Consider the following 13,027-nt stretch of genomic DNA (forward strand, 5'->3'; position numbering starts at 1 on the left):
CCTTTCGTCCCTCTCCTCCCTTTATTCCCTTTCCTCCTTTTTATAAATATTTCTTAAAATTCCTTCTTCAACCTCGTCAAATTCCTTGCCACGCCGGATAAAGGCTTCGCGGGCTACCTGTATGGCTTTGTCGATTCGGTAAGGGGTGAAGCCATCGGACACGCCCCCCCACGAAAAGGAGGGAATGTGCTTCGGCTGGAAACCACCCCCGAACACGTTGGCGCTAACGCCCACCACCGTTCCCGTATTGAACATGGTACTGATACCGGCTTTCGTGAAATCGCCCATCGTCAGTCCGCAGAAAATCCGGCCCGTGTCTTCCAGTTGGCCGGTGGCGTAGGAATGGATCTTCACATTGGTGTAATCGTTCTTCAGGTTCGAGTTGTTGACATTGGCGCCCAGATTGCACCATTCGCCAATGACCGAATTACCCAGAAAACCGTCGTGTGCTTTGTTGCTGTACCCGATAAAAACGGAGTTGCCTACCTCGCCACCTACTTTACAGAATGGGCCGATGGTGGTGTTGCTGCGCATTTTGCCGCCCCAGTTTACGGTTGAGCCTTCGCCCAGGGAAAAGGGGCCAATCATAACCGTTCCTTCGCTGATGGTTGCGTTTTTGCCGATGTAAATAGGGCCACTTTCTGCATTGAGAACGGCCGCCCGAATAGTAGCGCCGGGTTCGACAAATATGTTCTCGGGGGCGTAACAGCGGGTAAACGGATCGGTAATGGGCGCCGAGGTACGTCCGGCGGTCAGACTGGCAAAGTCGGCCCGGATCTGATCGCCGTTCTCCACGAAAATATCCCACAAATGGCGGACAATGGTGAGCGGTTCGGTAAAGGTTCGCAGCGGATAATCGTCGTTCAGGACCGGAGCCTCCGTCAATAGGGCGTTGGTGTGAATCGCCAGAATCAGGCCGTCGTGGGTAATGAGGCCCGTGTTTTGCGGCAGGTTATGAATTGCTTCCGCCAGGGCCTCCGTGGGGCAAACGGCCCCATTAACGTACCAGCTATCGGTACCACTCTGCTGCGGAAACTTTGTCTGTAAATAAGGTTCGACTAAGTACGATGGCGTATGATTCAGCCGATTGGCCCATTTTTCGGCCAGCGTTAAAATGCCAATACGGATACCCGCCACCGGCCGGGTAAACGTTAGCGGCAGTAGGGCTGTACGGATAAGCGGGTCATCGAATAAGACTAAATTGGGCATTGATTGTAAGAGGAAAATCAGGCGGCAAATATCTAACCTTAATCTGTAAAAAGAGAACGTATGGAAAGGTACTTTTACGAAAAATATGGACGCTTTATCTATCGACGCTATTACTCAACGGATTGCTGATTTACAGGACGAAACAGGCCTGTTCGCGTCATCCCGACACAATAAATTAATTTTTTACCGACGTCCGGATACCAATGTTTTCTTTACGGCCGTGACGGTCTTTACGTTGCAAAATCTGCGGCCCAAATTACCCGCCCGAAGCCGGGAACGGGTTGACCGCATAACCGAAAGGGCCAGGGCAGCTTACCCTGTTTTTAAGAACAAAGATGGGTTGAATACATACAACTTTTGGCCTACGCGTCCTTCGCAGCATTTCTCCAACGGCTATATTTTTCGTCACTTCGACCATTTTCGCATTCCCGACGATATCGACGATACGGCGATGGTGTACCTGACAACCACGCCTGCACCCGCCAACGGGCGTTGGCTGAAAGCAAAGCTGGCGCAGCACGCCAACGGCAGCCAGGGGCAGCAGATCGTAAACACCTATCCCGACTACCGGCCGCTGCGGGCTTATTCAACCTGGTTCGGGAAGAATATGGGCATCGACTTCGACGCCTGTGCGCTATCCAACATCCTGTATTGCGTCTACCGGTACAACTTACCTCGCGATCAGCACGACGCCGATTCCCTGACGTATCTGCGTGGTATTGTGGAATCGGGTCGGTACGTGGCGGACCCGTTCCAGTGTGCGCCCCACTACGCCCGAACGTCGCTGATCAGTTACCACCTCGCCCGGCTCATGTCGGCATTCGACATTCCCGAGCTGGAGCTTATTCGTCCGCGCCTGGTTGAAGACACCAAACAACTGCTGAGCAGGGCGCACAATCGACTGGAGAAGATTCTGCTGGCAACGGCCCTGTTTCGATTGGGTGAGCCACTGCCAACCGTGAATCTGGACGGTATCGAGCGCGATTTCGACACTTTTCATTTTTTCATTGCGGGTCTGTTAACGGCCTACCAGCAACCCTGGCTGCGTCGCTTCGCCAACCGATCGCTTATGCAAATGCGCTGGCAGTGCGAAGCCCACTGCTGGGCGCTGGTAGCAGAATACGTTGTTATGTATGAGGTATGATGTAGGATGTATGAACGTGGGCCGTTGGAGTGCCGTGGGGTAGATGGAATAGGCGAACAGGGCGTAAAGACGTAACTTTACGAACGCATAAATGAGCAATTCATGAAAACACACGGTCAGTCGGTTTTACGGACTCTATCTAAAAATAAGGTCTCTACAGCCGGTTTGGTTGCGGCTGTTCTACTATCGACCTGTATTCAGAGAACAGCCGCGCAGCAACCGCTTCAGGGGCTTATGAAGCAGGTCGAGTCTATTTCCGGTAAGAAAGAATACCTGGCATCGCCCTTTGTAACGGCTGGTAACCGGTTGTACATGGTTGGTCATCAGGACAGTAAGTTCCCGGATCTGGGCTGGCACATTACCGGCGAGATGGGCGGCATCTGGGACCATCCAATCAAATTAATGGATGGATTTACGGCGGCTGTATCCATCAATCAACAATCGGTTTGCCTCGATAAAGCCGATACGTTCATCAACTACCCCTTTGCCAACAAGCACCTGTACCAGCGGGTTGCCGACGGGCTGGACATGGAGCGATTTCAGTTTGTGCCCGACAATAAAGAGGGCATGGTGGTTGAATACACCTTTATCAACAGGCAATCCAGACCGCTCACGCTTCAGTTTACCTGGACAGCCCATACGGACCTGCGTCCAACCTGGCTGGGCGAACGGACCAACATGATCGATGCACCGGATCAGGCAACCTGGGATACAAAAATGCAGGCCTGGGTCGCCAAAGATCAGAAAAACGACTGGTTCGTGGTGTTCGGGGCCAATGTGCCCGCCCGCCAGCACCATCAGCATAAATCCTGCGAATTTGTATCGGCAGGACAGGGGTGTGCGGCTTCGCTGGTGTACACGATCACGGTGCCCGCCAATGGCAAAACACAGTTGCCGATTACCATTGCCGGTTCATACAAATCGGCGGAGGTAGCCAATCGGACCTTTGCCGACGTTCAGAAAAATGCCTATGCGTATCTGGCAAGCAAGAAAACCCGCTACGCCACCATCGACCAACTGGCATCGGTAAAAGTGCCGGACAAAAAGCTGGAACAGGCCTTTCGCTGGGTGAAATACAATACCGATTGGCTGATTCGGGAAGTGCCCGAAATCGGTCGGGGATTGTCGGCGGGCTTGCCCGATTATCCGTGGTGGTTTGGGGCTGATGGCTGTTATACCCTGACAGGCCTGATCACAACGGGAAATCGGCAACTGGTGTATGATTCCGTCGACCTGCTGAATAAAATCTCCGAAAAGGAAAACGGCAACGGCCGGATCATCCACGAAGTATCGACGAACGGTGCGGTTTTCAACCCCGGTAATTTGAACGAAGTGCCTCAGTTTGCCAGCATGATTGCTGAGGTTTATCGGTGGACCGGCGACAAAAGCTTTCTTCAAAAGTACTTCCCGACGGTAAAAAAGGGGATGGCCTGGTTGCTGGCCGAAAATGACAAAGACAAAAACCTGCTCCCCGACGGCTTCGGGATGATGGAAATACACGGCATGAACAGCGAGATGATCGATGTAGCGGTGTACACGCAGGATGCCTTTGCCAGTGCGGCCTACATGGCGGCAGAACTTGGCGATAAAACGCTGGCGATGGATTACCAGCGTAAAGCGGATCAGCTAAAGACGAAAATAAACACCGATTTCTGGGTGCCCGAAAGTGGTTCCTATGCCGATTTTATCGGGACAAAAGCCGAGGCTTTGCAGCTTGTAGAAGGGGCCATTGTTCGGGCGGATACACTACACAAACCATGGGCTGTTGAGGAGCTGAAAGCCACTCAACGCAAACTTCGGACGTTATCCGACGATACCAAAAAAGGGTTCGTGCTCCACCATAACTGGGTGGTCAACACCCCCATGGAAACGGGTGTCGCCGATCCCGATAAAGCCGCTATTGCGCTTCGGACGGCCAGCAAGTTTACCAACCCGTTTGGCCTGTTTGTAACGGGTATCGACCGCGACGAATCGGCCGGCACCGACGAGGGGTCGTTCAACCTGAACAAAAAAGTATTTACGTACACCGGAGCAGTAATGACCTTGCCAACGGGTGTAGCAACGATTGGAGAGAACAACTATGGCCACCCCGACGAAGCGCTGGGCTACCTGAAACGAATGACCAAAACGTTCAGCTATGCCTTTCCGGGTTCTATTTACGAAGTATCGCCGGATTACGGCATGGTCACGCAGGCCTGGAATATGTACAGTTATGCCGTCCCGATCGTTAAACAGTTTTTCGGTATTCGTCCGGAAGCGTCCCGAAAACTAGTCGTTGTTCAGCCGCAAATGCCTGATGCCTGGAACAACGCCAGCGTTGAGAAAGTGGCAATGGGCGATAACATGGTATCGCTGAACTATGCCAAAGCGGACGGGCAGTTGACATTGTCGATTACCCAAAAACAACCAAACTGGACCGTACGGCTGGCCTTTCCCAAAGGCAAATACCAAAACTGGCAGGTAAATGGTAAAAAAGTGCCCGTACAGCATAATGCCGATTCTGATTTTGTGGAGCTAAACGGCAGTTTACTACGCGTGCGTTTGCAGTAAATTTGATCATCACACCCGATTCATCATGGAAACCGTTTCAGTAACAACAATCGATGCCTATATCGCAGGATTCCCGGAGAACGTACAGGAACTGCTGCAACGGGTACGGGCAACCCTACGCGAAGCGGCACCCGATGCTGAAGAAACCATTGGATATGGCATTCCAACGCTAAAACTGAATGGCAATCTGGTTCATTTTGCCGCTTTCAAAAGCCATATCGGCTTCTACCCGGCACCGCAGGGACTGGACGCGTTCAAGGAAGAACTGGCCGGTTATAAAGGCGCGAAAGGCTCCGTGCAGTTTCCACTTGATCAACCGCTGCCGCTCGATTTAATCGCCCGAATTACAAAATACAGGGTTGAGCAAAATTGGGTAAAAGGTAAAAAAAAGAAACCATTGGCAAAGTCCCGTTGATGTATGACATCATCTAATACGTCTTCGTCATATCGGCGGGGATGGCCAGTACGAAATTGGCAAGGTTCCGGTTGTCGGTATCGGGTTTGTCAATGTCCGACAACTCGACAGACGAGAGGGTCAGAATTTTTAAATCGGGCTGTTTCTGCCGCAGGTACCAGACAATACCTTCAAAGTTCTTGGAGTGATAGTCGCCGTTGAAGTGGAGCAGCGTTTGGCCCGGTTTCCAGTTTTGCAGGATAAAATAAGCCATTGTCGCATCTTTGGTTGCCTGCGCACGGGCAAAATTGGCCATCATGTCGGTTTGGCCGCCGTGTGGATTTGCCGTGCCATGCCCCTCGTTGCCACCCATCATATCCATCATGGCTTTGTAGCCGGGCAGCGTCAGGTCGACGTTTATGGGCAGGGGGGCCAGCTGGCGTTTGGCATCGGCAGTGATCGTGTCAAGAGCCGTTAATCCCTGTCTGGAAACCAGCCGGGCATACCGCCGGGGCACGTTTGTGGCGATAAACGGAATGTGCTGCTCCCGGGCGAAATCGGTAATGGGTTTGTAATCTGTATCGAAATTGGGCCACAGACGAGCCTGCGAAGCCAGTTCTTTGGCCGTAGTTCGTCCCTGTACGTAATCGGTAAGGGCGGACTGGTTATCCGTCTCAAACATTTCGGCGCCGAGCACCAGGCCGCCTTTTTTAGCCGCCTGAAGGTCTTTTGTCAGTTGAAACTCAAGCCAGTGGCAAATCGGGTTGTTGTGGAGTTCGCCGAACAGCACCACATCGGCTTCCGCAGCCTGCCGAAGCAACTGGGTGTAAGTGGTCGTTTTAAGCTTTGGTGTATAAAGGCGGTAGGCAGGCTTATCGGCCCGGAAAGCAAAGCCCAGAAAACAGAGAAACAGCAGAGTGAAGCGCATCAGGCAGGAAGTTCTTTGGCATTGCTGTAACCAATTTGAGCGGCAATTAGTTACCCGTCTGACCAGTAACACCTTCGCTCCCATGAATTTATTAGAAACACTGCAACAGTTCCCTGCTTTTGCGAATGTTCCCGATGAGCAGCTCCAGTGGGTTATCGACCGGGCCGATCAAGAGTCGTACCCGGAAGAAACCGTACTTTATAATCCTAACGAATCGATTCATCACCTGATTCTGCTGCTCGAAGGCCGGGTTCGAATTGATGGCGGGGTCAACGGGGCCGCCGATGAAATATTGACGTACGAACCGCATTCGCTGCTGGGTCTGCTTCCGTTCTCGCGCATGCAAAGCATCTCCAATCGGCTGATTTCGGTAACGCCTATACATGTTCTCAAACTCCACCGCGATAAGCTGCCCGAGTTGATTCATGCGTGTTATGAGCTGACCGAAGCCATGGTGCATCAGATGACCACCCGCGTTCGGGATTATACCAAACTGACGCAGCAGAACGAGAAAATGGCGTCGCTGGGGCGCTTATCGGCGGGGCTGGCGCATGAGTTGAACAACCCCGTAGCCGCCGTGGTGCGCTCGGCCGATACGCTCAAAGTACACATGCGGGCTACTCCCGAGGCTTTCAAGGCCATCATGCACCTCAACCTCACCGATGAGCAGGTCGACTCGGTCAATACGGTCTTCTTCAAAAAGGTTGACCAGCAGCGCGCTGCCGATGCCCGCACCTTAACCCTGCTCGAACGAACCAGCCTGGAAGACGAAGTGACCGACTGGCTGGATGACAACGGCGTGGATGACAGCATGGACCTCGCCAGCCCTTTGGTCGATTACGGGTTTACGGTCGACGATCTGGACTGGATTCTGGAGAAGATCGGGGATGAAAATCTCGTGGGCGTTATCAACTGGCTGGTCAATAACCTGGTCACGGAAAAGCTGGTTTCCGACATCAGCGAAGCCTCCAAGCGCATCTCGACACTCACTGGCTCTATCAAGAATTATACGCACATGGATCGGGGCGTGGGAAAACAGCAGATTCCGCTTGCCGAAGGATTGAAAAGTACGCTTGTTTTGCTGGATCATAAGGTTAAAAGCAAGCATATTCAATTAAATTTGACTATCGCCGACGATCTGCCGCCCGTTTGCGGCTGGCCCGGCGAGCTGAACCAGGTTTGGACGAACCTGATCGACAACGCCATCGATGCGTTGCCCGACGGGGGAACGCTCGACATCATTAGTCAACCCGACCGGCGGTCCGATGGGTCGGAGTTTGTTGTGACGAAAGTAATTGACAACGGAAGTGGCATTCCGGAGGATATAAAAGACAAAATCTTTGAGCCTTTTTTTACCACCAAAGAGATTGGAAAAGGTACGGGTCTGGGTCTCGATATTGTGCAGGGAATCATTAAGCACCACAATGGCTCCATCAAGCTACAATCAGAACCAGGGCATACCGAATTTAGTGTTTGTTTACCGGTTTAAAGAGTGCAGGAGCGAACGAGTCAATGGGCGCTTTCCTTACTCTTTTCTTCTCTCGCTCTCTCATTCTTTCACTCTTTCGACTTTATGAAGCTACCCATCATTTTTTCCATTGACGACGACCCACAGGTGTTGCAGGCCATTCAGCACGATTTGCGCCAGCAATACCGAAAAAAATACCGGATCGTGTGTACCAGCTCGTCGCAGGAGGCACTGGCTACCCTGCCCGAATTAAAGAAAAAAGGGGAGGAGGTTGCCTTGTTTTTGTCGGACCAGCGCATGCCGAGTATGACGGGCGTGGAGTTTCTGATGCAGGCCCGGCAACTGTTCCCGAATGCCAAACGGGTGCTGCTAACAGCCTACTCGGACATCGACGCAGCTGTACGGGCCATCAACGAGGTACAACTCGATTATTACATTGCCAAACCCTGGGACCCGCCCGAAGAAAAGCTGTACCCCGTTCTGGACGATCTGCTGAGCGACTGGCAGTCGAACTACCGTCCGCCGTTTGAGGGGCTGAAACTGATCGGCTATCAGTTCTCACCCCGTTCGCACGAGTTAAAGGATTTTCTGGCGGGCAACCTGTTCCCCTATCAATGGCTCGACATTGAAAGTGACCCGGCGGCACAGGAAATGCTCGACCTCCACCGCCTGAGTACTACTGACCTGCCCGCTATTTTGCTCGGCGATGGCTCGGTACTTACCCAACCCTCTCTGGCCGATTTGGGCGGAAAGCTGGGGCTGCAGCCCAAAGCCTCCGAAGGACTCTACGACCTGGCGATTATCGGGGCCGGTCCGGCCGGTCTGGCCGCTGCCGTGTATGGTGGCTCAGAAGGACTAAAAACGATCCTGATCGACAAACGCGCCCCCGGCGGACAGGCGGGAACCAGTTCCCGGATTGAAAACTACCTGGGTTTTCCCAATGGTCTGAGTGGTGCCGACCTCACCCGGCGGGCCATTACCCAGGCCCAGCGCTTTGGCGTGGAGTTTTTGGCTCCGCAGGAGGTGATGTCGATCACGTCGCAGGGACAGTACAAACACATTCGGCTGGGTGACGGCAATGAGGTGGTGGCGCGGTCCATTATTCTGAGCACCGGCGTGTCGTACCACCAGTTAGACAATGAGAGCCTGCATAAATATACCGGAGCGGGCGTGTACTACGGAGCCGCTACTACAGAGGCCTTCGCGTTCAAAGGCAAGCCCGTTTACATTGTCGGGGGAGGTAATTCGGCCGGGCAGGGCGCCATGTATTTATCCCGGACGGCCTCCGAAGTGTGCATCTGCGTTCGTCGCCCCGATCTATCCGAAACGATGTCGCAGTACCTGATCGACCAGATTGCCCAGACGCCCAACATCACCGTGCTCGGCTGTACGGAAGTGGTAGAAGGACTGGGTAACGAGCGGCTGGAATGCCTGGTGGTGGAAAATATGGATACCAAGGAACGCCGGACGGTAAAAGCCGCCGGGTTGTTCATCTTCATCGGCACCAAGCCCCTCACCGACTGGATCGAGATGGACATCATCAAAGACCCTAAAGGATTCATTGCCACCGGTCGGGATCTGGCCAAATACGCCGATTTCAAAAAGGTATGGCGGTACAACCGGGAGCCGTTCTCCCTCGAAACCTGCAGCGCGGGCATCTTTGCTGCTGGCGACGTGCGGGCCGGGGCTATGAACCGTGTCGCATCGGCCGTAGGCGAAGGCGCTATGGCCGTAAGCTTTGTCCATAAATACCTGGCAGAAAACTGATTGACTGTATGATGTATGATGTAGGATATAGGATGTATAATGTGGTCAATTATATCCTACATCCTATATCCTAAATAACACCTTCCATGCTGAAACCAACCATTTGCCAACACCTCTCCTCTATAACGGAGCTTCGCACGGCTGCTGAGTACGTCTGCGAAGAATGTATCAAAACGGGTGCTTCGTGGGTGCATCTGCGCACCTGCCAAACCTGTGGTACTACACTTTGCTGCGATTCATCGCCCAACAAACACGCCACAAAGCATTTTCACGCGAGTAGTCATCCGGTGGTGGCCTCGGCCGAGCCGGGCGAACGCTGGCTCTGGTGCTTTGTGGACGAACAAATGGTTGGGTATTGAACAACAACGTTCATATCCTGTTACAAGTCTATAGGGTTTTGCTGATCGGCTTCGGCTAACCCTTGCCGTCCTTGTATGCCGAAATTCAACTACCGCACACCTGAATGATTGCCGAACAAACGCTTACCGAATACTATTTCCGCGTACGGCTGCATTCCGAAGCCATCTGTCGCGGCCTCGAAACCGAGGACTATGTTGTGCAGCCCGTTGTGGATGTAAGTCCGCCCAAGTGGCACCTGGGCCATACCACCTGGTTTTGGGAGACCTTCGTGCTTGTTCCCAATGCCCCCGGTTACCGCATCTTTCACGAAGATTTCAGCTACGTTTTCAATAGCTATTACGAAACGGTTGGCAGGCGCGTACTGCGTACCGACCGGGGTAACCTGAGCCGTCCTACGGTGGCTGGCGTGTATGCCTATCGAGCCTATGTCGATGAGCAGATGGGGCGGTTTCTGGATACAGCAGACCTCTCGCCCGATCTGCACGCGCTGATCCTGCTGGGACTGAACCACGAGCAGCAACACCAGGAATTGCTTATCACTGATATCAAATACATTCTTGGGCATAACCCGTTGCTGCCCGCCGTCGAAATGCCTTTTCCGGAGCACCAGCCACAGCAGAGCGGATCGCCGGTGTTCATTAAGGAAGGTGTTTACACCGTTGGTTTTCAACCAATAGATGGGCAGGCCGATAATGCATTCCATTTTGATAATGAAGTAGGCGCACACAAAGTGTACCTAACTAATACGACCCTGGCCGGTAAGCTGGTCACCAACGGGGATTATATGGCGTTTATCGAAGCCGGTGGCTACCGTAACTTCCGGTACTGGCTCTCCGATGGCTGGGCCTGGGTAAACGCAAACAGCATTCAGGCACCTTTGTACTGGCATCTGGTCGATGGCACGTGGTGGTACTACACCTTCGACGGCCTCAAACCGGTCGATCCGGATGCACCCGTTTGCCACGTGAGCCAGTACGAAGCCGATGCTTACGCCCGCTGGAAAGGGCAGCGGCTACCCACCGAATTTGAATGGGAAGTCGCCGTGTCTACGGTGGCTCCCGCACTCAACTGGGGCGCCCGGTGGGAGTGGACCAATTCGGCTTACCTGCCTTACCCCGGTTTCCAGACCGCCGAAGGGGCCGTAGGCGAGTACAACGGTAAATTTATGAGCGGACAGATGGTGCTTCGGGGTGCTTCCGTGGCTACACCCGACGGGCATTCCCGACCAACGTACCGCAATTTCTTTCAACCCGACAAACGATGGCAGTATACCGGAATACGTTTAGTGACGGAAGCATAGCGCTTGGAGCAGGAGGGACGGAGTCTGGCGTAGACGACGTTGAGGGCATGATCCACGATCCGGACGCCGATGCGCTGGCCGAAGAAGTACGAACAGGCTTGCAGAAAACCCCCAAGGCCCTGTCGTCACGATTCTTTTACGATGCCGAAGGAAGCAGGCTTTTTGCCGAGATCATGCGTTCGCCGGAGTATTACCTGACGCGGTCGGAATACGAAGTGCTGGATACATACAAAGCGGATCTGCTGCAACTGATTACCCCCGATCACCGCCCGTTCGAATTGGTAGAGCTAGGGGCAGGAGACGGACTAAAAACAAAAATTCTGCTTGGTTTCTTCGAAAGCCAGCACGCCGACTTTACCTATGCGCCGGTCGATATTTCGGCGGATGCGCTCGAAGGGCTGGTGGTCGATGTACGGAAGCAGTGGCCGGACTTGCCGCTGAATCCACGCCACGACGATTATTTTAGTGCGTTAGAGCATTTGTCAAGCGAAACCGACAGTCGGAAAGTTGTTCTTTTTCTAGGCTCCAATATTGGCAACTTTGCCCCCAACGATGCCATTGGGTTTTATCAGCAACTGCACGACCGGCTCAAACCCGGCGACATTGTCCTGACGGGCTTTGATTTACAGAAAAACCCGGCCGTTGTTCATGCGGCTTACAACGATCGACAGGGGTTGACGCGGGCGTTTAACCTGAATTTACTGCGTCGCATCAACCGCGACCTCGACGCTGATTTTGACCTTGCCGCGTTCGACCATTACGAGACTTACAGTCCCGAAACAGGTGAGGCCCGCTCGTATCTGGTTAGCCAGAAGGCACAGGTTGTAGGTATTAAAGCGCTCGACATGCAGGTGCCTTTTCAGGAAGGCGAGATCATCCATACTGAAATCTCCCGCAAATTCAACCGGGGCCAGATCGAGAATCTGGCGCAGCAAACCGGCTTTTCGCTGACGGGCTGGTTCACCGATAGTAAAGGCTACTTTGCTGACGTCATTTTTACCCGGTAGAATGACAATTACTGGCTGAATGGTAAGAATGGACTACCGAAAGAAAACTGCTTACGCCGGTTACATTAGACTGCGCTAACCGGTTCTTCAACGCGTTTGGGGGCTTCCCGACGGGGAATATAGTGCCGGAAGAAACTGCTGATTTTCATCTGTAGTACTCCGAAAACGGCTTCCTTGAAGATTTTGGAGGACATTTTAGAAACGCCCCGCGTACGATCGGTGAAAATAATGGGCACCTCCTTAATTCGAAAACCGTATTTCCAGCAGGTGAACTTCATCTCGATCTGAAACGCGTAGCCTACGAATTTAATTGGGTTGTGCAGAATAACTTCCAGCACTTCGGCCCGGTAGCACACAAACCCCGCAGTTGGGTCCATAATGGTCATGCCCGTAATGAACCGCACGTAGACCCCCGCAAAGTAAGACATCAGCACCCGACCCATAGGCCAGTTCACTACATTAACCCCCCGAATATACCGGGAACCCACGGCTACATCGGCCCGCTCGGGTCCTTCGTCGGCGCAGGCGTGGTAAAGCTTGATCAGGTCGTCGGGGTTGTGCGAAAAATCAGCGTCCATCTCGAACAGGTACTGATACCCACGCGACAAAGCCCACTTGAACCCGTCAATATAAGCGGTGCCTAACCCAAGTTTACCCCGTCGTTCGAGGAGGTGAAGACGGGCTGCCGACCCCCGCTGAGCCGTATCCATAACTGCAAACTCCTCCTGTATATCACGGACGCGCTGAGCCGTTCCGTCGGGGGAGCCGTCGTCTACGATGAGGACATCGAAAGGCTCCGGCAGGCTGAACACCTTTCGGATAATTGCTTCGATGTTTTCAATTTCGTTATAGGTTGGGATTACGACTAAGCGCTCTTTCACAGGCTATTGAGTGAGTTAA

The 13,027-nt window shown here is 53.2% G+C and carries 11 protein-coding genes; 8 read left to right on the forward strand and 3 right to left on the reverse strand.

Features of this window, described 5'->3' with window-relative positions; genetic code table 11:
* Positions 1-21: 21 nt before the first annotated feature.
* Positions 22-1,209 (reverse strand): GlmU family protein, encoded by a 1,188-nt coding sequence (locus ACYVJM_RS20150; protein ID WP_461150033.1) that lies wholly within the window; start codon positions 1,207-1,209, stop codon positions 22-24.
* Between the two features lie 85 nt (positions 1,210-1,294).
* Between ACYVJM_RS20150 and ACYVJM_RS20155 the strand changes: the two genes are divergently transcribed.
* From ACYVJM_RS20155 to ACYVJM_RS20165, 3 genes are all read left to right on the forward strand, one after another.
* Complete coding sequence (locus ACYVJM_RS20155) at positions 1,295-2,353, forward strand: hypothetical protein (protein ID WP_461150034.1); 1,059 nt, start codon at positions 1,295-1,297, stop codon at positions 2,351-2,353.
* A 102-nt stretch (positions 2,354-2,455) separates the two neighbouring features.
* The gene (locus ACYVJM_RS20160) at positions 2,456-4,903 is read left to right on the forward strand and encodes an alpha-L-rhamnosidase-related protein (RefSeq protein WP_461150035.1); all 2,448 of its coding nucleotides are present in this window, start codon (positions 2,456-2,458) and stop codon (positions 4,901-4,903) included.
* Between the two features lie 25 nt (positions 4,904-4,928).
* Entirely contained in the window at positions 4,929-5,318 is a 390-nt protein-coding gene (locus ACYVJM_RS20165) for an iron chaperone (protein ID WP_461150036.1), read from the forward strand.
* A gap of 13 nt (positions 5,319-5,331) precedes the next feature.
* On the opposite strand, the gene ACYVJM_RS20170 is transcribed toward ACYVJM_RS20165, so the two are convergent.
* A complete protein-coding gene (locus ACYVJM_RS20170) occupies positions 5,332-6,225 on the reverse strand; it encodes a ChaN family lipoprotein (protein ID WP_461150037.1) in 894 nt (297 codons plus the stop codon).
* An 82-nt stretch (positions 6,226-6,307) separates the two neighbouring features.
* Between ACYVJM_RS20170 and ACYVJM_RS20175 the strand changes: the two genes are divergently transcribed.
* The 5 genes from ACYVJM_RS20175 to egtD all read left to right on the forward strand — a co-directional run bounded on the left by ACYVJM_RS20175 (position 6,308) and on the right by egtD (position 12,127).
* Positions 6,308-7,714, forward strand: a complete 1,407-nt coding sequence (locus tag ACYVJM_RS20175) for a sensor histidine kinase (protein ID WP_461150038.1) — start codon at positions 6,308-6,310, stop codon at positions 7,712-7,714.
* Positions 7,715-7,798: 84 nt separating this feature from the next.
* Positions 7,799-9,460 carry an FAD-dependent oxidoreductase gene (locus ACYVJM_RS20180; RefSeq protein ID WP_461150039.1) on the forward strand — a complete coding sequence of 554 codons (1,662 nt, stop codon included), beginning with the start codon at positions 7,799-7,801 and terminating at the stop codon, positions 9,458-9,460.
* Positions 9,461-9,546: 86 nt separating this feature from the next.
* Positions 9,547-9,819: a UBP-type zinc finger domain-containing protein gene (locus tag ACYVJM_RS20185; RefSeq protein WP_461150040.1), complete on the forward strand. Its 273-nt coding sequence runs from the start codon at positions 9,547-9,549 to the stop codon at positions 9,817-9,819.
* A 104-nt stretch (positions 9,820-9,923) separates the two neighbouring features.
* Positions 9,924-11,120, forward strand: coding sequence for an ergothioneine biosynthesis protein EgtB (egtB, locus tag ACYVJM_RS20190; protein ID WP_461150041.1), 1,197 nt, complete (start codon positions 9,924-9,926; stop codon positions 11,118-11,120).
* A 47-nt stretch (positions 11,121-11,167) separates the two neighbouring features.
* Complete coding sequence (gene egtD / locus ACYVJM_RS20195) at positions 11,168-12,127, forward strand: L-histidine N(alpha)-methyltransferase (RefSeq protein WP_461150254.1); 960 nt, start codon at positions 11,168-11,170, stop codon at positions 12,125-12,127.
* Positions 12,128-12,192: 65 nt separating this feature from the next.
* On the opposite strand, the gene ACYVJM_RS20200 is transcribed toward egtD, so the two are convergent.
* Entirely contained in the window at positions 12,193-13,008 is an 816-nt protein-coding gene (locus ACYVJM_RS20200; protein ID WP_461150042.1) for a polyprenol monophosphomannose synthase, read from the reverse strand.
* Positions 13,009-13,027 lie beyond the last annotated feature (19 nt).

The organism is Spirosoma pulveris, assembly GCF_054781875.1.

Coding starts and splice junctions, on each gene's coding strand:
- ACYVJM_RS20155 (WP_461150034.1), top strand. CDS start 1,295: ATGGACGCTTTATCTATCGACGCTATTACTCAACGGATTGCTGATTTA.
- ACYVJM_RS20175 (WP_461150038.1), top strand. CDS start 6,308: ATGAATTTATTAGAAACACTGCAACAGTTCCCTGCTTTTGCGAATGTT.
- ACYVJM_RS20185 (WP_461150040.1), top strand. CDS start 9,547: ATGCTGAAACCAACCATTTGCCAACACCTCTCCTCTATAACGGAGCTT.
- egtB (WP_461150041.1), top strand. CDS start 9,924: ATGATTGCCGAACAAACGCTTACCGAATACTATTTCCGCGTACGGCTG.
- ACYVJM_RS20180 (WP_461150039.1), top strand. CDS start 7,799: ATGAAGCTACCCATCATTTTTTCCATTGACGACGACCCACAGGTGTTG.
- ACYVJM_RS20150 (WP_461150033.1), bottom strand. CDS start 1,209: ATGCCCAATTTAGTCTTATTCGATGACCCGCTTATCCGTACAGCCCTA.
- ACYVJM_RS20170 (WP_461150037.1), bottom strand. CDS start 6,225: ATGCGCTTCACTCTGCTGTTTCTCTGTTTTCTGGGCTTTGCTTTCCGG.
- egtD (WP_461150254.1), top strand. CDS start 11,168: ATGATCCACGATCCGGACGCCGATGCGCTGGCCGAAGAAGTACGAACA.
- ACYVJM_RS20160 (WP_461150035.1), top strand. CDS start 2,456: ATGAAAACACACGGTCAGTCGGTTTTACGGACTCTATCTAAAAATAAG.
- ACYVJM_RS20165 (WP_461150036.1), top strand. CDS start 4,929: ATGGAAACCGTTTCAGTAACAACAATCGATGCCTATATCGCAGGATTC.